A 20,687-nucleotide genomic window follows, 5' to 3' on the forward strand; every position below is an offset into this window, starting at 1 on the left:
CGCCTACTGCGTCATCGAGTCGAACAGCGTCACGAGGAAGCGGATGCCCGAGCTCGACACGCTCTGCAGCACGCCGGCCGTGCCGTCGGCCAGCCGGTTGACGCCTGTCTCGCCCTGCGGATCCGCGATGCCCGGCAGGCGCGAGCCGTCCTCGCTCTGCCGCCGATCCCGCTGCGTCTGCGCCAGCGCCGGCGCGGCCGCCGATTCCTCGTCGCCGAGAAAAGCTCCCGCCTCCGGCACCGCGGCCGCGGCCTCGATGCCGTATTTTTTCTGCAGCCGCTTCAGCTCGGCCTCGTACTCCAGCTGCTTGAGCTTGGCCTGCTGCAGCTCCAGCTCCCGGACCGCCTGCGCGTAGCGCCCGATCTCGGCCGGCTCGCTGCCCTCGACGGGGCCGTAGACGCGGCCGATGCCGGCCGACGTCATCTCCATCCCGAACATCAGCACCGCCGCGAGCGCGGCGCCGACGATCGTCCATTTCAGCGGTCCTTTTTTCATGCCGGACGCCCTCCTTCATCGATTTGCTCTTATTTCGCTCAAGCCTTCTGGTCGTTGAAATACAGGTCGGCGATGACCTCCGCGAGCGCGTCCGCCGTCCGGTAGCATTCCTCCAGCGTATTGTCGACGCCGCCGATCTCGATCAGGATGCTCTGGCCCGACAGCGACTGGTTGTACTCGCCGTTGCCCGATTTGCTCGTCTTGCCGAGGATGCCCCGCGACAGGCCGGGATAATCCTTTTCGAGCCGCTCGTGGATCGACTCGGCGAACGCCATGTTGCGCTCCCAGTCCGGATTGCCTTTGCCGATGACGAAAAACACCTTGGCGTAATCCTGACCGCCGATCGACTTCGTCGTGATCTTGCGCTTCTGCGAGTCGCGATGGATGTCGAAGAACAGCTTCAGCTGCCCGTTCTCGCTCATCGCCTGCTGCACCGTCTTCTTGGAGTACTTGTAGCTCAGCTCCCAGCGGTAGCCGGCGACGGCCGTCGGGTAGTCCGTCGTGTCGTGCAGCGTGCCGATGCCGCGCTTCTCCAGCTGCTCCGCCAGCCGCGAGCCGACCTGGCCGACGTTGATCTTGGCCGACTGCGGGTCGCTCACGCCGCCGCCGAGCTCCGGCGCGTACGATTCGCGGGCATGCGTATGGTAAATGAACACCAGGTTCTTGCTCGACGCCGTCTCGCCGGCGGACGGCTGCTGCTCTCCTCCGCCCTGCGGAGCCGGCTCGACTGCTCCCCCGGGCATCTCCCTGACCGGACCGACGCCCGGCTCGTCCTCTCCGTCCAGCACGCCCGGGTCGTGGGCGTCCATATCGTCGGCCTCTTCGCCGGCCGACCCGTCCGCCGGCGCTCCGCCGTCCGGCGAAGGGACCGGGCTCGCCGGCGGCTCCATGCCCGGCATGCCGGCGGCCAGCAGGCTGCGCGGATCGGCCGGGTTGACCTCCGTCAGCGTCTCGGCCGCCGCTTGCGCCAGCTCGCGGTCGGAGAAGCTGCCCTGCGCCGGACTATGGTAGACGGGAATCTCCATTCCCAGCATGTCCGCAAAAAAGGCGGTTGAAACCGTCGACGCCAGCCCTTGCAGCGAGGCCGCCCCCCGCTGCTCCCGCACCATCGCGAGCGCTCCGATCAGCATGAACGCGACCATCGAGCAAAGGCTGATCGCCACGAACGTCCTCCCTGCGGTGAGCAGCCGCCTCAGCCGCAGGCTTGCGTCTTCCTTGCCTGTTCCCATCCGAATCATGCTTGTCCCCTCCTGATGCCGATATGGCCTTTCCCTCTTGCGCTCCGCCGAATCTAGCAACTGCTATCTACTCTATGAACAGGGGGAGGAAGGTAGAACCGCGGACCGGGATCGGACCCGAAAGCGCAAAAAAGCCCGCCTCTTAAAGAGGCGGGCGAAGGCGGGAACGATGTCTTACTGGGCGACCATGCCGCCGTCGACCGTATAGAGCGAGGCGGTCACGAACGACGCTTCGTCCGACAGCAGGAAGTTCATGACGGCCGCCACTTCCTGCGGCTCGCCGTAACGGCCGAGCGGCGTGAGCGACTCGTTGGCCGTCTTGAACGCGTCCGGCGTCCCGGAGTTGGCTTCGATCTTGCGCATCATGGCCGTGTTGATCGTGCCCGGCAGCACCGCGTTCACGCGGACGCCGCTCGGGGCGGCCTCGTTGGCGGCGACGCGGGTCAGGCCGATGACGGCATGCTTGGACATGATGTAAGGAGACATGCCCGGCGCGCCCATCAGGCCGGCGAGCGAGGAGGTGTTCAGGATCGCTCCGGACTGCTGGCGCTTCATGACCGGAAGCACATGCTGCAGGCCGAGGAAGACGCCGCGCACGTTCACCCGGTAGACCAGGTCGAGCGCGTCGACGCTCTGCTCCTCGATCAGCCCCATCGGGCCCTCTATGCCGGCGTTGTTGGCGAAATAGTCGATCCGTCCGAACTTGTCCAGGGCGGCTTGGACGTAGCCCTTCACCTCGTCCTCGACGGAGACGTCCGCCGCGACGGCAAGCGAGTTCGTCTCGTTCAGGCCGAGCTCCTCGGCGACGGCGAGCACCGCTTCGCGCTTCAGATCGACGAGCACCAGATTCACGCCCCGCTCGGCCATCCGGCGGGCCAGCTCCTTGCCGATGCCTCCGGCTGCTCCGGTAATGATGGCGGTTTTGGCTTCGGTTGTCATTGTCGATGCACTCCTTTATTCTGTATGCTGTCGCTCCCGGACGGCGGCCGCAGCGTTCGGAAGCGCTTCATGATGCTGCTGCCCCTTCAGTGTACGCCCCTCTTCCGAGGGCCGCAATGAGCAGCGGACCGCTCGCTGTCCGGTAGGCGACAGCGGCGGCCGAGCTGTCGGCCGGAGCGGCGAAATTGGACATTCCAGGCGATAATGTCGCATCCGCCGCGAGTGAAAAGAGCGGAAACCCTGCAAACTAACGGAGCAGAAAGGAGCCCGGATGCGAATGGAAGACAGGCTGGACCGAAGATCAAGGAGGACGCGGGAAGCGCTGCAGCAAGCCTATGTGCGGCTTCTGCGCGAGAAGAAGGCGTCGGCGGTGACGATCCAGGACATCGCGGAAGCCGCCGACTACAACCGCGGCACGTTTTACAACCACTACGCCGGCAAGGAGGAGCTGCTGGCGGAGATCCGCAGCGAGTTCCTGCGCCGGTTCTCCGAGCTGCTGCTCGCGCCCTATCCGGACCGCAGCGGCGTGGAGGCGGCGGAAATCTACCCGTCGAGCCTGATGCTGTTCGAGCATGTCGAGCGCAGCCGGGAAACCTTCCTCGCGCTGCTCGGCACGGATGCCGGCCTGCCCGAGGCGATGACCCGCGTGCTGAGAGAGTCGATGCGGCGCGACCTGCGGCTCACGCTCGAAGGCGATCCCGCCGAGGTCGATCAGGACTTCATGCTGCATTACCGGGCTTCCGCCACGATCGGGACGCTGCTGTACTGGGCCGAGACCGGGTTCAAGTTCTCGGCCTCCTACATGGCGCGCCAGCTCATGCTGCAGCTCAACCACCGGCTCGACTATATCGCGTTCAACGAAAAGGCGAGGCCCGAATAAGCCTCGCCTGACGCCGTGGGTCAATGCGTATAGGCCGCCACGTTGGAGCTGTCGACCGCCTCGTGCAGGGCAGCGTTCAGGCCGCTCGCGATGACGTTGGCGATATCCTCGATGAACTGGTCGATCTCCTTGGGCGTCACGAGCAGGTCATGCTTGAGCGGGGAGAGCACCTCCTTGACGAGCGCGAGCCGCTCCTGCTCGGCGAGCTGGTCGACGAGGCCCATGATCTGGCTCGTATCGCCCTGCTCCTTGCGAAAATGCTCCTTCATCATGTCGATGGCGCTGTTGACGAGCGTGGACGCGTACACGACCGTCGGAACGCCGATCGCCACGACGGGCACGCCGAGAATGTCCTTCGTCAGTCCCTTGCGCTTGTTGCCGATGCCGGAGCCGGGGTGGATGCCCGTGTCGGCGATCTGGATCGTCGTGTTCACCCGCTCGAGCGAGCGCGAGGCGAGCGCGTCGATGGCGATGATGACGTCCGGCTTCGTCTTTTCAATGATGCCCTGCACGATCTCGCTCGACTCGATGCCGGTGATGCCGAGCACGCCCGGCGCTACCGCGCTGACGGCGCGGTAGCCCGGCGCGACCTGATCGGGCATCAGCTCGAAAAACTGCCGCGTCACCATCGTGTTCTCGACGACGAGCGGGCCGAGCGCATCCGGCGTCACATTCCAGTTGCCGAGCCCGACGATGAGCACGCTGGCGTTCGCCGGCACCGCGAGCTGCTGCAGGAAGCGCTCGAACTCCTGCGCGAAGCGCGTCGCCACCTTGTCGCCGAGCTCCGAGTCATGCGTGCGCAGCTCCGGCACTTCGAACGTGACGTATTTGCCGATCACTTTGCCGATCGCCTGCGAGCCCGCCTCGTTCTGCACCTCCAGGCGCGTGACCTTGATGCCGTCCGCTTCCGCCGTCTCCATCAGCACGCCGGGAACCGGGCTTCCCGCTTCCTCGGCCATTTCCTTCGCTTCCAGCGCCAGATCCGTATGGACGGCATATTGGCTCAAATCGACATCATGGGTCATGCGAACAGCTCCTCTGCCCGTTTTGTCCCTAGTGTGCGAAGCGGCCTCCGATCTTATGCGGAAGCGGTTCCCTCATCCTTCCTATATGGTTGCAATTTGGGCAGGCCCATGATAAGATACTTTAAGTTGTGTTGCAGTACGGGGCCTGTACCCCTTGTAGGAGGTGAATCACAAGTGCCAAACATTAAATCCGCCATCAAACGCGTGAAAACGAGCGAGAAACGCCGCGCTCTGAACGCTTCCCAAAAATCCGCGCTTCGCACGGCTGTCAAGTCGGCTGATGTCGCTATCGCCGGTACCGATGCAGAAGCAGCGAAGGCTGCCCTGATCGTGGCTTCCAAGAAGCTGGACAAAGCCGTTACCAAAGGCCTGATCCATAAAAATGCCGCAGCCCGTAAAAAATCCCGCCTGGCCAAGAAGCTGAACGCCCTTACGGCTCAAGCTTAATCGCCGCCAATGCGGAAAGCCCCGCTCCTCCCGGAGCGGGGCTTTTTTTGATGCCTTCCCAGGCAAGCCGCCGGCGGCCGGCTCGCGCGCTCAAGGCTGCGGCACCGCGGCCGGCTGCGCTCCCATCGACAGGAAGAACAGCTGCAGGCCAAGCTCTTTGTCCACCTGGCCGGTCTTCATCCGGTAGTCCAACTCCGCAAGCGCGGCTAGATGCCGGCCGAGCACGGCCGTGTCGTAGCGGCGCGCCTTTTCGGCCGCAAGCTTGACGGCATAAGGATGCAGCCCGAGCTGCCCGGCCATCTGCTGCGGCGAGTAGCGGTGGCGCTCCAGCTCCTTGATCTGCAGCATGATGCGCAGCTGGCGGGCGACGAGCGCCGCGATGCGGATCGGCTCCTCCTTGCGCAGCAGCAGCTCGCGGTATAGCGCGAGCGTGCGGTCCATGCGCCGCTCCAGCGCCGCGTCGACGAGCGCGAACGCATCCTCCTCGACCGTCGCCGCCGTCAAGCGGGCGACGTCGTCCTTGGTCACGGCGCCGCCCTCGCCGGCGTACAGGCAGAGCTTGTCGACCTCCTGCGCGAGCGCCTGCATGCCGGTGCCGAGCCGCGCGACGAGCAGCTGCGCCGCTTCCTCGTCGAGCGAGCGCTTCTGATCGGCCGCGCGCCGGACCGCCCAGGACGCCAGCTCTCCCTCGCTCAGCTCGGGAAAAGCGACGATCAGGTTGCGCTCCTTGAGCAGCTTCACGATCTTGCGGCGCTCGTCGAGCTTGTCCGCCTGCACGAGAAACAGGATGACGCTCGTCTCGGACGGCTGCTCCATATAGCTCAGGAACCGCTCGGCCTTATGCTCGAGCTTGCCGTTTTCCTTGGCGGCCGCGCACAGCACCGCTCCGTCGCGCACGACGATCAGCTTGCGCGGCACGAAAAAGGGCGGCGTCTGCGCCTCCGCCACGATTTCCTCCAGCGCCGTCTCCGCCGTATCGAAGCGGACCATGCCGAGCTCCCTTTCGTCCGGCGCCAGCAGCTTGTCCGCGAGCATGGAGGCGAACTGCCCCATGCGGTACCGGTCCTTGCCGAACGCCGCGTAAACCGGCGCGATCCGGCCCGCCTTGATGTCTTTCCCTACGTCCTTCGCATGCATGCCGTCCCCTCCTAGCCTGTCGTCCCATCATAGGACAGATCGCGTCGACCGGCAAGCGGCCGCATGACAAAAGGCGCTGCCTGCATGTCGCAGGGCAGCGCCTTTTGGAGCACGATCGGACCATCTATATAAACATCGATCCAAAGGCTCCCAGGCGCCTCGGCCGATGGTCATACGATGTCAGGGGCTGCGTCCTCCCCGCTGACGGGCTGATGAAGCATCATACGCGGATGCCCCCGATTCGGTGCTTGGCCCGCCCGCCTATTCTTCCACGAGCGCGCCGTTATCGGCGTCGATCCGGTACGGCTTGGCGGTGCCGTCCGTCGCAGTGACGGTGACGCTCAGGTAGCGGCTGTCGTCGCTCCAGACCGGATGGGACACGACGCCCTCGAACGTATGGTCGAACACCTTGCCTCCGGCGGCATTCTGGATGACGATCCAGCCCTGGCTGATCGAATAGCTGTACGCCCGATCCGGAGAATACGTCGCCTCCGGCACGGCCGCGAAGCCCATGTCGGCGCTGCCCATGATGTCCGAGACGACGCCCGGCGAAGGACCGGCGAAGTTCATGATGCCTTGCGGCGTCTTGGCGAACTCGCGCGCGGCGCCGCCGCCAGGCGACGGATAGACCGTCGAGCCCTGGCCTCCGCCTGCGGAGACGGACGGCGATTCCGGTCCTTGCGTCCGCTGGTTCTGTTCCGTGCGGGGCGCCACCGACCGTGTTTCGCTGTCGGGAGGCGTCGTCGAGGTCGGCACCGTCTGGCTGTCCACGATCTGCTGCTTGGACTCGGCCCCCGCCTCGCTGCCTCCCGAGGCCGCCCCCTCCGTCCGGTCGGCGCTGGCCGGAGCGGATTCCTCGCTCGCGCTCATCAGGCTCGCCGCTTCACCGCCCGTATCGGCCACGGTATTCGAATGGCCGAGCGGAGATTGCGGTCCGGAGCCCCACGGAGCGAGGATGAGAATGATCGCCGCGGCGGCTGCGGCCGCCGCGGAGCCCGTCCAGATGCGGGCGCGCCGGGTGAAGCGGCCTGCTGCCGGACGACGGGCAGGCTGTCCGCCGCTTGCACCCGTCTCCGCCGTCTCCGCCGCTTGGAGCGCGAACGCCTTGGCTTCGCGATGCGCGTCGATTTCGTCGAGCTGCGGCAGGATCGAGTCGACCAGGCTGAAAGGCGGGGTTACTTTGGGAAGCTCCCCGAGCTCTCCAGACAGCCGTTGCAGCCGCTCGAACAGCTCCTGGTCGTCCGGGCAACGCCGGAGATGCTCCATCAGCTCCTGGCGTTCCAGCTCGTCAAGATCTCCGTCCAGATATCGGTTCATGTATTCTACCACCTCTTGACAAGTCATCCTCGGACACCACCTTTCTGATAATCATGGAGCAGCGTCTGCAGCTGCTGGCGGGCCCGGAACAAGTAAGACTTCACCGTGTTGAGCGGAAGGTCGAGCGAATCCGCGATCTCGTTGTAGGAAAAGTCCTGCAGGTACCGAAGCACGACAACCGCCCTGTGGTGATCCGGCAGCTTGTCGATCGCCTCTCGAATATCTTTGGCCGCGTAAGCGGACAGCACTTCCTCCTCCACGTCCTGCTTCTCCCGGAACACCATGTCATGTTCCTCGATGGAGACGACGGGCTTCGTGCGGCGGAATTTATCGATGCATATATTCGTGACGATCCGCTGGATCCAGGTTTTGAACTGCGCTTTCTCTTCGTAGGAGTTGATCTTGGTGTAGATGCGGATCAGCGCCTCCTGCGAAGCGTCCAGCGCGTCCTGCTCGTTGCCCAGAATGTAATAGGCGGTCCGGTAAACGTGGTTCTCTATGTCGCGCAATAGGGACACGAGAGCGTCGCGATCGCCCTGTTGAGCGGCTCGTATGAGGCCAGGCTCTACCACGAAGGTTCCCCCTCTCTTGCACCGTCACTGACGCAGCCGGGCTGCTCAAGGTTGCGGCGCATTCAAAATAAATATAAAAAAGTGAGTAATGGAAAAAATTTTCACAAGGAAGCGGGACGAGAGAATATTTCCCCGCCCCGAGAGCACTCCCCTACCTTAGCAAAAAAAGCTCCCGGCGTATAGACGCCGGGAGCGGGAGAAACTGGAGACCGTGCCGAACGGGCCGCCGGACGGCGCTGGCTTGACTGCGGCAAGAGCGGCAAGCGATGCCCCGGAGCGGGGCTGCGGACGCGCCCTAGCCTCCCTGCTTGCGGTATTCCTGCGGGTTCAAGCCGTATACTTTGCGGAACAGCCGCGCGAAGTAGGAGAAGTTGCCGTAGCCGAGCCCCGCCGCGATCTCGCTGACGCTCTCGTCCGTGCCGAGCAGCCGGGCGGCGGCCGCGCGCATCTTCTCCTGCAGGATGTAGTCGGTCAGCACCTTGCCCGTCTCCTTGCGGAACAGCCTCGACAGATAGGCCGGATTGAGATACACCTGCTCGGCCAGCTCCTCGCGCGACAGGTCGCGGTCGAGATGCTCGGCGATGTACGCCTTGACCTGGCGCAGCACCGGGCTTTCCGCGCGGCGCGACTGCGCGAGCGAGCCGATCTGCTCGAGCAGGGCGTCCGCCCAGGCGAGGAAGCGCTCCGCCGAGCGCGAGGCCGCATGCACGCCTTGCTCCCGCCAGCGATGAAGCAGATGGGCGGGAAAGCCTTTGCGATGCAGCGCGAGATAGGCCGCCTGCAGCAGCGCGTAGGCGTAGATCTCCAGCGTGCGCGGCGCGAGCTCGTCCTGGCGGGCCGCCACCAGCCCGGCCAAGCGCGCTTTCATGCCGGACGTTCCTTCCCGCTCGAGCAGATCCGCCCATTCCAGCAGCTCGGCCGCCGGCGGCGAGCCTTCGCGCTCCTCTCCCGCATGCCGCAGCTCCGGCGAGGTCCGCACGCTCGCATCGCCGCCGCCGACGCTGCGGTATTCGTCCAGCAGCACGCCGAGGCATTCGCCGCGCAGCTCCGCGACCGGCACGGAGCTGCCGATGTAGACGGACATCTTGCAATAGAAATAGTCGCGGCACGCCTGGCGGTAGCGGTCGCACAGCCCGATCAGCTCCGCCTCCCCGAGCGCGCCGCGTCCTTCGAACAGCAGAATCCAGCCGTTGCCGCGGTCGTCCTCGGCGACCGCGCCGGGATGCTCGGCGAGCAGCAGCTCCTCGGCGGCCTTGCGCAGGGCGAACTCCATCACGCGCTCGTCGCGCTCGCTGATCGGCTTGTCCCAGTTCTCGACGCTGATGAGCAGCGGCCGCACTCGAGACAGCGCGTCCGGGTCGGCATCGGCCGCTCCGGCGGTCAGCTCCAGCCAGCGCCCGTCGGCGCTGTCGCGCCCTTCGAGCAGGTCGTTCCAGCGCCGCTCGGCGACGAGCGGCTTTTGCATCTGCCACTGCTCCGCCATCTGCTGGTAGCGCTCCGACTCCTCGTCGCCCCGCCGCCGCTCGGCGATGCGGGCGCCGAGGCCGCGGAGCACCTCCTCCAGCTCGGCATAGATGACCGGCTTGAGGATATAGTCGCTGCTGCCGAGCTGCAGCGCCTTTTGCGCATAGCGGAACTCGGAGTGGCAGGTGAGGAACACCGTCTCGAGCCGCAGCCCTTCCGCGCGCACCCATTCCACCAGCTCCAGGCCCGACTGCTCCGGCATCTCGATGTCGCAGATGAGGATGTCCACCTCGCGCTCGAGCAGCAGCCGGCGCGCCTCCTCCGCCCCGTGCGCCTCGTACACCTCGGCGATGCCCGCCCGCTCCCAGCGAACGCCGGCGCGAAGGCCCTTGACGGCATAGATCTCGTCGTCCACGATCAGCGCGTTCATGCCATCCTCTCCTTTCCTGCCGTCCTCTGGCCCGAGGACGGCGCGTGCAGCGGCAGCCGGAGGACCGCGCTCAGCCCGCCCTCCGCTCCGTTGTCCAGCTCAAGCCTCACCGCCGTTCCATAATAAAGGCGGCTGCGGCGAACGACGTTCCAAAGGCCGACATGGCGCTCGCCCGGCTCCGCCGCATGGATCCGCTCCAGCAGCGGTCCGAGCGAGCCGGCCGCGATGCCCTTGCCGTTGTCTCTCACCTCGATGAGGACCGCCGCTTCGCCGCCGGCCGCGTCCTCCTCCGCCTCCGGGCTCCGCCGGACCGTCACCTCGATGCGGAACGGCCCGCCCCCGCTCGCCTTGAAGCCGTGGACCATCGCGTTCTCGACGAGCGGCTGCACCGACAGCGGCGGCAGTGGGAAGCTTTCGAGGCCGGGCTCGACCTCGAAGCCGAAGGCCAGCGATTCCGGGAAGCGGTGCTTCTGGATCGTCAGGTAGTCGCGGATATGCTCCAGCTCGTCGGACACCGTCACCGAGGCCGCCCCCGTGTTGATCGTGAAGCGGAAGTAGCGCACGAGATGGAGGGCGATGCTCTGGATGATGTCGTAGCTGCGGATCTGCGCGAGCTGGTAGACGATGTTGAGCGAATTCATGAAGAAATGAGGCTGGATCTGCGCCTGCAGATGCTTGAGCTCGGCTTTCTGCGTGCGGATCTTCTCTTCGTAGATGTCGATCTTCAGATGCTCGATCTGCTCCGCCATGCCATTGAACGTCTCGTTGATCGTATCGAACTCGGGCAGGCGGCTGTCCGGCAGCCGCGCGCTCAGATCGCCGGCGCGGATTTTGCGCATGCCGCGGATGAGCCGGTACATCGGCATGACGACCGCTCGCTGCAGGACGTACAGGTAGACGCCGAGCAGCACCGCCGCCAGCACCGGCACCGCATAGGTCAGATAGCGGAAATACGGCAGTCCCTCCAGCAGCGACTTTTCGGGCATGAGCAGCAGCAGCCGCATGTCCGCCATGCGGGAATCCTTGGCGACGAGCAGATGCGGCTGCGGCACGTCGGCGATCGCATAGCCGGCGAGCGCCTCGGCCAGCGCGCCCGGCATGCCCGCTGCGAGGCCGCCTCGCAGCCCGGCGGCGAGCTCCGTCAGCGGCTCGCCGGAGCCGCTCGTCAGCACGGCGAAGCCTTTGCCGCCCGTGCCGAGCTCATGCAGCGGCGCCATCAGCCGGCCGATATCGACCCAGGCGCCGATCGCCGAGCCGTAGCCGTTGTCGACGACGCGCAGCAGCGCGAACGAGCCGTCCAGCCGCTGCAGCGTCCAGCCGGTGTACGGCGTGTCCGCTCCGGGCCCGGCCCGCAGCACGTCCCGCAGCCGCGCGACGATGCGCTCCTTGCGCTCGAACGAGACGTTCTGCTGCTGGGCGAGGAACAGGTCCTCGTAGCGGGAGCTGTAGGCGAACAGCACGTCGGCCGCCTCGTAGTAGTTCGTATTGGCTCCGAGATCGGCCGCCGCCTGCGTTTTCGCCCGGTAGTAGTCCCAGCCGCCCCGCTCGTTCTGCGAGAGCGTCATCAGGTCGCGGTTCTGCTCGGCCGTCTTGAACAGATAGTTCTGGACCTCCTCGAGCACCTTGTCCATGTCGTTCAGATACATCGTCAGCAGGCTGCGGTTGGACTGGGCGACCTGGGAACGGACGACCGACGTCGAATAAAGGTTGTTCCACAGCAGCAGCAGCACGAGCGGCGCCGTCACGCCGACGAAGCCGATGATGAGGCGGGTCCGCAGCGTCTTCGCCTGCTTCGGCCGTGCCGGGCCGGATCCGTTGCGGCGCGCAGGCAGCCAGGCAGCCGGCATCAGGATTCCCCCTCTCCGGCGGAGGCTCCGCCTGCGGCGAGCCAGGCGTCGAGCTGGCGCTGCTTCTCCGCGATGACCTTGTCCGCGCCGGCGGCCTTCAGCCGCTCCAGGTACATCGGGATGACGGCGTCGGGATCGAGCTCGCCGGTGATGAGCGCGGGCGAGAACTCCTCGTCGACGCGGCTGCAGGCGGCGATCTCGTTGCTGACGGGCGACGGATCGAAGACGAAGCCGAGCGCCTTGGACGGCTCCGCTTCCTCGTTGAAGCGGCGGTAATTGTCCCATTGCTGCGGATCCTCGTTGTCCCACAGATAGGAATTCAGCTGGTTGCCGAACATCCAGGGCAGGTTGAAGTTGTAGCGGACCGTGCGCGCGTCCACGCCCGGCGGGTAGGCGATGCGCCCGTCCGGCCGCACGACGTAGTGGCGGCCTTCGATGCCCCAGTCGAGCAGATTGAGCAGATAGCGGTCCGTATACAGCAGCTCCAGCAGCCGCATCGCCTTCTCGGGATGGCGGGACGTCCGCGGGATGGCGAACATCGCGCTCGTCACGTCTGCCGTCGTCGTGTACGGCTTGGTCAGCTCGACGGCGACCATCGGCATGCCGGTGTTGCGCGAAGCCTGGATCTCGAAGCCCGGCTTCATCGACTCCGCGAAGGCGAAGGCGGCTCCGGCCTTCACCGCCTCGTACTCGCTGTCGCGGGAGGTGACCGCGTCGGCGTTGAGGTAGCCGCTGCGGCGCCATTCGTACATCAGCTTGGCGTAGTCGCGGTACGTCCGGGCGGCGGCGAGATTGACGACCTTGAGGCTGCCGCCCGCGCGCTGCAGCACGCCCGGACCGTCGCCGAGCATGTCGAACAGGCCGTATTGGAGCAGGAATGTCAGCGGGCTCCGGTCGGCGCGCACCTGCAGCGGCGTCACGCCCGGCTCGCGGCGCTTGATCGTCTCCAGCACCGGTCCGAGATCGGCGAGCGTGCGGATCGCATCGAGGCGGATGCCGTGCTTTTCGACGAGATCGGCGCGCATCACGATGCCCTTGCTGGCGGCGAACTCCTTGTTCGTCGGAATGCCGTACAGCTTGCCGCCGATGCGGCTCGCCCGCAAAATTTCCGGATCGAGCACGCTGGCGATGCCGGCGCCTTCGCGCTGCAGCAGCTCGTCGAGCGGCAGGAAGCGGCCGCGCGACACCTCGTCGCCGAAGCGCATCCAGCCGGCGGTGAACATGAGGTCGACCTGGCTGCCGGAAGCGTAGACGAGCCCCGTGCGGTCCCACCAGCTGCTCATGTCGACCGGCTTGATCTCGACGGAAGCGTCCAGCTTGTCCCGCAGGTAGCGGTTCATCTCCGCCTGCACGAGCGGCAGGTCCGGCGGCGCGACGCTGGCCGGGAACATGAGCACGAGGCGGTCGGACGCCTCGGTACCGGACGAGGCGGCGCCGGGCGACGGCTCTCCGCCGGAGGAGCGCTCGGATCGGACGGCCGGCCACGCCGCCAGAGCGGCGAGCAGCAGCAGCGCGCCGGCGGCGGCCAGCAGGCGGACGCGGCGGGCGCGGAGCCCGCTGCGGTCGAGATCGTGGTCGGTCATGATGCGGCAGTCCCCTCTTCGTTCGATGATCCGGACCGTTCCGGTCCGGAAGCGATTTCAATTATACGCCGGCCCCGGCCGCGCTTCTACTAGGAATCGGACCTCGAATGCCACGATTGTGACCTTGCGGGCCGCGGCGGCTCGGGATCGCCGGGGCGGGCGAGACGGAGCGGAGGCGTCGGCGGGCGAGTGCGTCAGCGGGCGGATGCGTCGGCGGGCGAGTGCGTCGGCGGGCGAGTGCGTCGGCGGGCGGCTGGGTCGGCGGGCGAGTGCGCCAGCGGGCCGGTCAGCCGCGGAACAGCTTGCGGTATTCCGTCGGCGTCATGCCTTCATGCTCCTGGAACCGCTTGTTGAAATAACTCGCGCTCGGATAGCCGGCCTCGAGCGCGATCTCGCCGATATTGGCCTCGCGCCGCTCCAGCAGACGCTGCTTGGCGCGCTGCAGGCGGGCCCGCGTGACGAACTCGCTCGGCGTCATGTCCAGCGCCCCCTTGAACAGCCGGCAGAAATAGTGGGTGCTGACGCCGGCCCGCTCCGCCCACTCCTGCAGCACGAACGGCTTCGCCGCCTCCTCCTCGAGCCGCGGCAGCAAGGACAGGATGCGCTCCTCCGCGGGACTGGCGGACGGCGAGCCGAGCGGCACCGCCTGCTGCACGAATTCCGCCAGCACGCCGTAGGCGAGCGTCGAGAGCAGCGCGGGCCGCGTCATGCTGCTCGCCTCCGCCTCCTCGAGCAGCGCCTGATGCGCCTCGAGCCAGCCGGCCGGCTGGCGGAGCTTCCAGAGCAGGTTCTGGTGGAAGCCGCGCTCGACCATGAAGTCCCGCAGACGGCCGCCGTAGAAGTGGATCCAGCGCACCTCCCACGGATCGTCCTTGCTGCTGCCGTACTGCTGGGCCGCCTGCGGAAAGTACAGCACCGCCTGCCCCTGCGTCAGCTCCTGCTGGCCGGATTCCGTCCGCACGTACCCTTTGCCGGAGACGACGATGTGGATGCTGAAATTGTTCAACGCTCCGGCGTCCCGCATCACCTCATGCTCCGGGTAGTCGCAGTAGACTCCGACCGATTCCGGCAGGATGAAATAGGGCTGCTCCGGTAGCGTGAGCAGATGCGTCTGTCGCTGCATGTTCGACCTCCATCGCAATATCGTGTTAACTCGTATCATATATTTTCATTTTTAAAAAGTAAATCATCAGGTACAATCACAATATCGTATTAGCTACCTTAAAGGAGGCGTTGTTCATGACCCAATCAGCCAAGCTGCGCTGGGGCGTGCTCGGAGCCGCAGGCATCGCGCGAGGCTCTGTCATCCCCGGCCTGCTCCGTTCGCAGCTCAACGAAGTGAAAGCCCTTGCAAGCCGCGACCGGGACAAAGCCCGGCGGACGGCCGACGAATTCGGCATCGAAGCGGCGTACGGCAGCTATGAGGAGCTGCTGTCCGACGATTCGATCGAGGCGGTATACATCCCGCTGCCCAATCATCTGCACCGCGAATGGACGATCCGCGCCCTCGAGGCCGGCAAGCATGTGCTTTGCGAAAAGCCGCTCGCGCTGACCGCCGCCGAGGCGGAGGAAATGGCGCTCGCGGCGCAGAAGGCCGGCCGTCAGCTGGCCGAGGCGTTCATGTACCGGCATCATCCGCGCTACGCGATGATCCGCGAGGTCATCGCCTCCGGCGAGATCGGCGATCTTCGCAGCCTGCATGGAGCGTTCACGTTCAACAGCTCCGGCAGCTCCGGCAACGTGCGCTTTGTCAAGGAATGGGGAGGCGGCGGGCTCTACGATGTCGGCTGCTATCCGATCTCCGTCGCGCGGATGCTGATCGGCGCCGAGCCGGAGGCGGTCACGGCGCGCGCGCTGTTCTCGCCCGAGCACGGCGGCGTCGACATGATGGCGAGCGGGCTGCTGGAGTTCCCCGGCGGCCTCGGCGTCACGTTCGACTGCGGCATGTGGGGCGCGTTCCGCAACAAGCTCGAGGTGCTGGGCACGGACGGCATCCTGGAGGTGCCGTCCGCGTTCATGGCCGGCTTGGAAGGCGAGACCGGCTTTTATGTGACGACGGGCAGCGGCCGGCGCTATGTCGACGTGCCGCAGGTCGACCACTTCTCGCTCGAAGCCGACGACTTCGCCCGCACGGTGCTGCACGGCGAGCCGCAGCGCTTCCCGCCGCAGGATGCGGTCGCGGGCATGCGCGTGCTGGAGGCGTGCCTCCGCTCCGCGGAGCAGCGCGTCCGCATCGAGCTGCCGTCCTGCGGAGCCGGCTCGGCCGAGGCTGCCGCGGCCGGCACTCTCGAATCGAAAGGAGTCGAATGATCATGAAGACGATCTCGGTCAAAGGTGTCGCCAAGCCGATCAGCGTGCTGATGAAGGGCTCGGATTATTTTACGAACGATAGCTACGAGCGCGCGGCGGCCAATCTCGACGCCTTCCTCGCCGCCGGCGGCAACGCCATCGATACGGCGCATATCTATTGCGGCGGGCAGAGCGAGGCCGTCATCGGCCGCTATATGGAGGAGCGCGGCAACCGCTCCGACATCGTAATCCTGACCAAAGGCTCCCATCATGACGAGTCCGGCCCGCGCGTAAATGCCGAGGCGATCCGCAGCGATCTGCTGACGAGCCTCGAGCGGCTGCGCACCGACCATATCGAGCTGTACGCGCTGCATCGCGACGATCACTCCGTGCCGGTCGGCGCCATCGTCGAAGCGCTCAACGAGCATATCGAGGCCGGCCGCATCGGCGCGATCGGCGGCTCCAACTGGACGTGGCAGCGGCTGCAGGAGGCCAACGACTACGCCGCCGCCCACGGCTTGACGGGCTTCGCCTTCAGCAGCCCGAACCTGAGCCTGGCCAAGGCAAAAGAGCCGTTCTGGACCGGCTGCGTCTCCGCCGACGAGGAAACGCTGCGCTGGCATGAGCGCGAGCAGCTGCCGCTGTTCTCGTGGTCGTCGCAGGCGCGCGGCTTCTTCACCGGCCGCTTCGGACCGGAGGACACCAGCAACGCCGACCTCGTGCGCGTGTTCTACAGCGACGCCAACTGGGAGCGGCTGCGCCGCGCAGGCGAGCTCGCCGCGGAGAAGGGCGTCAGCACGATCCAGATCGCGCTCGCCTACGTGCTGAACCAGCCGTTCCCGACCTGCGCCCTGATCGGCGCGCAGAACCCGGGCGAGCTGAGCTCCTGCCGGGACGGAGTCGAGATCGCGCTCTCTCCGGCCGAGCTCGCTTGGCTCGACCTGCAGGCGGAGACGCGCTAAGCAAAAACGACCCGCCTGGCGCGAAAACGCCGGGCGGGTCGTTTTTTTCGGACTCCATCATAGGCCGCCGTGCTGCAGGCTTGGATGCAGCTTTCGGCACCTCGCGCGGCTGCCCGCGCGAGGTGTGACGATGCGTGATGGCTGTCAACCTAATGCCCTGTCCGATTCCGGGAGCTGCGCTGACCCTCCAGCCTCTCCCGTTCCTCCAGCCTCTCCACCAGCCCCTCCACCATCTCTAACGATACGGACAGGCTCTATTTGCTCCAAAAGAGGCTCGCAAAAAATGTAACGATACTCAGCGAGCTTATGGCTTCAAAAATGAGCTTCTGCCATGCCAGAAAGGCCGAATAGCGCTCGTCAGTATCGTTGGATTGCAAAAACGAGTCCGATTCGACAAAATAAGGCTCCTCCGTTTCGTTGGGTCGCCGTCCGTTCGCAAAGCAGAACACGCCTTGCCTAAGGCCGCACCGATTTCCGGCCGGGCCCAAACAGCCGCAGCGCCGCTCCGGCGGCCATCGCGCCGAGCACGCCGCCCGCCGTATTGAGGATCAGGTCGTCCACGTCGAACGTGCCGATGCCGAGCAGCGCCTGGGCGCATTCCAGCGCAAGGCTGGCCGCGAAGCTGATCGCCGCCGCGCCGAGCAGCCGGAGCGGCGAGCGGCGCAGCGCGAGCGTCAGCAGCATGCCGAACGGAATGAAAATCAGGATATTGCCGAACAGATTCAGCCGTCCGATCGAGCTGCCTCCGTCCCAGTCGCTGCGAATCTGGCCGAACGGCTCCAGATTTCCGCGGCGGATCCGCTCCAGGACGAGTCCCGGGTCGCTCAAGGAATGCCTCAGCTGCTCGGCGAGAAAGCCGATGTCGCCGGTGCCGAGCTTGAACAGGATGACCTTGACGAGCACCCAGCCATACCCGAGCAGCAGGATGGAGACAGCCAGCGTAAGCAGGCGTCCGACAATCGGAGCCTGTCTTTTCGTCGCCGCCGCACGCCTGGCCGTTCCGCTCGTCCGCCGCAGCGATTCGTTCGTCCGACTCGCCATCTCGCTTGTCCTCCTTGCCGTCTCGTTTGTCATCCCGCTCCGCCTTTGTTCCGCCAAGTCGTGACGATGATGCCGCCGGCATTGTCTCCGGACAGCTCCGCCAAGCTTCCAGCCGCGACGGCAACCGCTCCGCCGGGACTCGCTTTCTGCCAGGAGATGGCATACGTCTTGCCGAGCGACTTGAAGCGGAGCTTCTTTTCCTCCCGAAGCAGCGCGATGTATTCCTCCAGCACGAGGCCCCGCTCCTGCATGATTCCGCTATGCGGCAAGCCGACGTAGCGGAAATGCCACGGCTCGTACTGGATGCCCGTCACCTCGGTCTTGTCCTCGGGATACCGCAGGACGAAGCCGTAGCGCCAAGCATGCTCCCGCATCCAGCTGCCCTCCACCGTCGACTCCATCCGGCCGAACACCGAGCCGACGTCGAGCGCCAGGCCGGTGTTGTGCTCGCTGTGCCCTGCCGGCAAGGCATAGTCCGGCCCTTGCTCGCGGTACAGCCGCTCCTGCTCCTTGGCAGAGCGGTAGGCGCTGTTGACGACGAGCCCGTCCACGCCGTCCTTGCGAGCCGCCGCGACCAGCTCCGCGAAGCGCCCGGCCGCCTCGCGCGACAGCTGGGCGTCCTGTTCTCCTTCCGCCAGGCGAAGCTCGCCCGGCTGCTTGGACAGGGTGACGAGATCAAGCCGGGCGCCGTCCGGCTGCAGGCCGTGATCGCGGTTGACGAGCATCAGATTGCCGGAAAAAGCCTGCTCCAGTCCCGCCTCCAGCCGTTCTCCGGCCGCATTGGCCGCATCGCTCGCCCCGTCCGCTTTGCCGCCGTCCGCATCGCTCGCGCTGTCCGCCTTGCTCGCGCCGCTTGCGCCGCTCGCCCCGTCCCCCGTATCCGCTCCGGACGCCCTCCCGGCCGCATCCCCGCCAGCCGTCTGCGCCTGCCCCGCGCTCCCGCCTCCATGCTCTTCCCCTGCGCCGATGGCTGCGGTCATCCGCTCCGCCATGCCGCAGCCGGGCAGTCCGCCCGCCAGCACGGCCGCGAGTCCCGCCGCGATTCCGATCGTCCGCCATCGTCTGTTGTCCATGCCGCTCTCCGCCTTCCTCTTGTCCGATAGGCTCAATCCTAGAGCAAGAACCTAAAGACAACCGGCGGGCAAACCTAAATTTTTTCTAAAATCGGCTTCGCAGATGCAGATGCCCCGTCCCGCGGCAGCCGCACCTCGAAAACCGTCCGCACGATGTCGCTGCGCGCCGCGATCGTCCCGCCGTGGCGCTCGACGATGTTCTGCGCGATGAACAGGCCGATGCCGGTGCCGCCGATGCCGCTCTGCCGCGACTTGTCGCCGGTGTAGAACATGTCGAACAGATGCGGCAGCTCCTCCGGCTCGATGCGGCTGCCGTAGTTGACGATCTGCGCGACCGCCTCGTCCCCCTCCGCGAAGCAGCGGAAGTCCACATAACGTCCGTCCCCGCCGTAGCGGGCGGCGTTGACGGCGAGGTTCTCGAATACGCGGGCGAGCAGGTCGCCGTCCGCCTGGACAAGCAGCGGCGGCTCCAGCTCCAGCCGGGCTTCGAGTCCGTTTTTTTCAAACAGCGGCTGCATCTCCTCGCTCAGCTGCGACAGCAGCTCCGCCAGATCCAGCTCCGCGCGCTCCAGCGGGAGCTGGCCATGCTGCAGGCGCGTCACCTCGAACAGCTCGTCGATGAGCCGCTCGAGCCGCTGCGCCTTGCTCGCCGCGATGCCGAGATAATGGCGCGTCTGCTCCGGCGTCAAGCCGTCGTCCTTGAGCACATAGTCGAGGTAGCCGACGACCGAGGTGAGCGGCGTCCGCAAGTCATGGGCCAGGTTGAGCACGAGCTGGTCCTTGCTGCTCTCGGCGAAGTCGCCTCTGCGCACCGCTTGCCGGAGCTTGTCTCCCGCTTGCCCCAGATCCTCGGCGATCGACTGGAACTCGTCGCCCGAGCGGATCTCGACGCGGCGCTCGAAGTCGCCCTCCGCGAGCGCGCGGATGCCGCCCGAGATCTGCTGGAAGTAGCGCGCGTACGGCGAGGACAGCGCGTAGAAGAACAGCACGGCGAGCGGGATGAAGAAGAGGAGGAAGAAGTTGAAGTCGCCGACGAGCCGGATGACCTGGCGCAGGCGGACGACCGACTCGTCCTCGAACCGCACGCTCGAGGTGTAGTAGGCTTGAAGCAGCTTGTACGCGATGTACGTCGCCAGCCCGGCAAGGCCCATGCTGAGCGCGAGCAGCACGATCATGCGCGAGCGGAAGCTGCGGAAGGACCTAGGCATGGAACTTGTACCCCACTCCCCATACCGTCTTGATCCATTTGTCCTTGTCGGCCCCGAGCTTGCGCCGCAGCGAGCGGATATGGACCATCACCGTGTTCGTGCCTTCGTAGTAGTCTTCCTTCCACACCTGCCGGAAAAGCTGCTCGCCGCTGAACACCTGCCCCGGATGGCGCGCCAGCGCGTAGAGCAGGTCGAACTCCTTGGGCGTAAGCTCCAGCTCGCGCCCGTACAGCCGCACGCTGCGGCTCGCCGGGTCGAGGATGAGGCCCGCCGCCTCGACGCGCCCGCTGTCCTCGCCCCTCGGCTGGGCGAGCAGAGCCGAGCGCCTCAGCTGGGCTTTCACCCGCGCGACCAGCTCCAGCGGATTGAACGGCTTCGTCATGTAGTCGTCCGCGCCGATGACGAGCCCCGAGATCTTGTCGAAGTCCGACGTGCGCGCGCTCAGCATGAGGATCGGCAGCGCATGCGCCGAGCGGATGCGGCGCGTCGCCTCGAGCCCGTCGATGCCGGGCATCATGAGGTCCATCACCGCCAGGTCGATGCCCCCGAGCTCGACCGCCTGGATCGCCTCGAGGCCGTCCTTCGCCTTTACGATGCGGAAGCCTTCCTTCTGCAGATGCAGCTCGATCAGATCCGCGATCTCGGCCTCGTCCTCCGCGATCAGGATCGTCGCTTGTCCCTCCATCGTCGTCACCGCCTTTCCTACTGTTCTACCAGAAAAGAGCGCGAAAGAAAAACGA

General features: G+C 66.2%; 19 protein-coding genes. 4 read left to right on the forward strand and 15 right to left on the reverse strand.

Translation table 11 applies throughout. The annotated features are described in order from the left end of the window. Window positions 1-3: 3 nt before the first annotated feature. The 3 genes from NYE40_RS15400 to NYE40_RS15410 all read right to left on the reverse strand — a co-directional run bounded on the left by NYE40_RS15400 (window position 4) and on the right by NYE40_RS15410 (window position 2,672). Window positions 4-495: a hypothetical protein gene (locus NYE40_RS15400; protein ID WP_028597108.1), complete on the reverse strand. Its 492-nt coding sequence runs from the start codon at window positions 493-495 to the stop codon at window positions 4-6. Between the two features lie 38 nt (window positions 496-533). Continuing rightward, window positions 534-1,733, reverse strand: a complete 1,200-nt coding sequence (locus tag NYE40_RS15405; protein ID WP_101807796.1) for a stage II sporulation protein P — start codon at window positions 1,731-1,733, stop codon at window positions 534-536. Between the two features lie 174 nt (window positions 1,734-1,907). Beyond that, window positions 1,908-2,672: an SDR family NAD(P)-dependent oxidoreductase gene (locus tag NYE40_RS15410; protein ID WP_028597110.1), complete on the reverse strand. Its 765-nt coding sequence runs from the start codon at window positions 2,670-2,672 to the stop codon at window positions 1,908-1,910. Between the two features lie 277 nt (window positions 2,673-2,949). Here NYE40_RS15410 and NYE40_RS15415 point away from each other — a divergent pair, with 277 nt between their 5' ends. Beyond that, complete coding sequence (locus NYE40_RS15415; protein ID WP_028597111.1) at window positions 2,950-3,552, forward strand: TetR/AcrR family transcriptional regulator; 603 nt, start codon at window positions 2,950-2,952, stop codon at window positions 3,550-3,552. Window positions 3,553-3,572: 20 nt separating this feature from the next. On the opposite strand, the gene gpr is transcribed toward NYE40_RS15415, so the two are convergent. After that, entirely contained in the window at window positions 3,573-4,577 is a 1,005-nt protein-coding gene (gene gpr / locus NYE40_RS15420; protein WP_028597112.1) for a GPR endopeptidase, read from the reverse strand. Window positions 4,578-4,751: 174 nt separating this feature from the next. Here gpr and rpsT point away from each other — a divergent pair, with 174 nt between their 5' ends. Continuing rightward, window positions 4,752-5,024 carry a 30S ribosomal protein S20 gene (gene rpsT, locus NYE40_RS15425; protein WP_028597113.1) on the forward strand — a complete coding sequence of 91 codons (273 nt, stop codon included), beginning with the start codon at window positions 4,752-4,754 and terminating at the stop codon, window positions 5,022-5,024. 90 nt (window positions 5,025-5,114) lie between these two features. On the opposite strand, the gene holA is transcribed toward rpsT, so the two are convergent. The 7 genes from holA to NYE40_RS15460 all read right to left on the reverse strand — a co-directional run bounded on the left by holA (window position 5,115) and on the right by NYE40_RS15460 (window position 14,497). After that, window positions 5,115-6,161, reverse strand: a complete 1,047-nt coding sequence (holA, locus tag NYE40_RS15430) for a DNA polymerase III subunit delta (protein ID WP_101807797.1) — start codon at window positions 6,159-6,161, stop codon at window positions 5,115-5,117. A gap of 261 nt (window positions 6,162-6,422) precedes the next feature. Continuing rightward, on the reverse strand, window positions 6,423-7,505 hold the full coding sequence (locus NYE40_RS15435) for an anti-sigma factor (RefSeq protein WP_101807798.1): 1,083 nt from the start codon (window positions 7,503-7,505) through the stop codon (window positions 6,423-6,425). Continuing rightward, on the reverse strand, window positions 7,502-8,050 hold the full coding sequence (locus NYE40_RS15440; protein ID WP_028597116.1) for a sigma-70 family RNA polymerase sigma factor: 549 nt from the start codon (window positions 8,048-8,050) through the stop codon (window positions 7,502-7,504). Before NYE40_RS15440 ends, NYE40_RS15435 begins: the two co-directional genes overlap by 4 nt. A 295-nt stretch (window positions 8,051-8,345) precedes the next feature. Continuing rightward, the gene (locus tag NYE40_RS15445) at window positions 8,346-9,944 is read right to left on the reverse strand and encodes a helix-turn-helix domain-containing protein (RefSeq protein WP_101807799.1); all 1,599 of its coding nucleotides are present in this window, start codon (window positions 9,942-9,944) and stop codon (window positions 8,346-8,348) included. Next, the gene (locus tag NYE40_RS15450; protein ID WP_339278625.1) at window positions 9,941-11,791 is read right to left on the reverse strand and encodes a sensor histidine kinase; all 1,851 of its coding nucleotides are present in this window, start codon (window positions 11,789-11,791) and stop codon (window positions 9,941-9,943) included. The genes NYE40_RS15445 and NYE40_RS15450 overlap by 4 nt, the downstream gene beginning before the upstream one ends. Next, window positions 11,791-13,374 (reverse strand): ABC transporter substrate-binding protein, encoded by a 1,584-nt coding sequence (locus NYE40_RS15455; RefSeq protein ID WP_339278626.1) that lies wholly within the window; start codon window positions 13,372-13,374, stop codon window positions 11,791-11,793. Before NYE40_RS15455 ends, NYE40_RS15450 begins: the two co-directional genes overlap by 1 nt. Window positions 13,375-13,660: 286 nt before the next feature. Further along, window positions 13,661-14,497 (reverse strand): AraC family transcriptional regulator, encoded by an 837-nt coding sequence (locus NYE40_RS15460; RefSeq protein ID WP_339278627.1) that lies wholly within the window; start codon window positions 14,495-14,497, stop codon window positions 13,661-13,663. A 116-nt stretch (window positions 14,498-14,613) separates the two neighbouring features. Between NYE40_RS15460 and NYE40_RS15465 the strand changes: the two genes are divergently transcribed. Then, complete coding sequence (locus NYE40_RS15465; protein ID WP_339278628.1) at window positions 14,614-15,684, forward strand: Gfo/Idh/MocA family oxidoreductase; 1,071 nt, start codon at window positions 14,614-14,616, stop codon at window positions 15,682-15,684. 2 nt (window positions 15,685-15,686) lie between these two features. Further along, entirely contained in the window at window positions 15,687-16,625 is a 939-nt protein-coding gene (locus tag NYE40_RS15470) for an aldo/keto reductase (protein WP_339278629.1), read from the forward strand. Window positions 16,626-17,081: 456 nt separating this feature from the next. Here the strand turns inward: NYE40_RS15470 and NYE40_RS15475 are convergent, their stop codons facing one another. The 4 genes from NYE40_RS15475 to NYE40_RS15490 form a co-directional block, all read right to left on the reverse strand. Then, complete coding sequence (locus tag NYE40_RS15475) at window positions 17,082-17,666, reverse strand: VanZ family protein (RefSeq protein ID WP_339278630.1); 585 nt, start codon at window positions 17,664-17,666, stop codon at window positions 17,082-17,084. A 29-nt stretch (window positions 17,667-17,695) separates the two neighbouring features. Next, window positions 17,696-18,739 carry a D-alanyl-D-alanine carboxypeptidase family protein gene (locus NYE40_RS15480; RefSeq protein WP_339278631.1) on the reverse strand — a complete coding sequence of 348 codons (1,044 nt, stop codon included), beginning with the start codon at window positions 18,737-18,739 and terminating at the stop codon, window positions 17,696-17,698. Window positions 18,740-18,813: 74 nt separating this feature from the next. Continuing rightward, entirely contained in the window at window positions 18,814-19,947 is a 1,134-nt protein-coding gene (locus NYE40_RS15485) for a HAMP domain-containing sensor histidine kinase (RefSeq protein WP_339278632.1), read from the reverse strand. After that, complete coding sequence (locus NYE40_RS15490) at window positions 19,940-20,632, reverse strand: response regulator transcription factor (protein ID WP_339278633.1); 693 nt, start codon at window positions 20,630-20,632, stop codon at window positions 19,940-19,942. Before NYE40_RS15490 ends, NYE40_RS15485 begins: the two co-directional genes overlap by 8 nt. Between the last annotated feature and the right edge of the window lie 55 nt (window positions 20,633-20,687).

Origin of the sequence: Paenibacillus sp. FSL W8-1187, from assembly GCF_037965485.1 — a bacterium.
Taxonomy (GTDB): domain Bacteria; phylum Bacillota; class Bacilli; order Paenibacillales; family Paenibacillaceae; genus Paenibacillus_O; species Paenibacillus_O pasadenensis.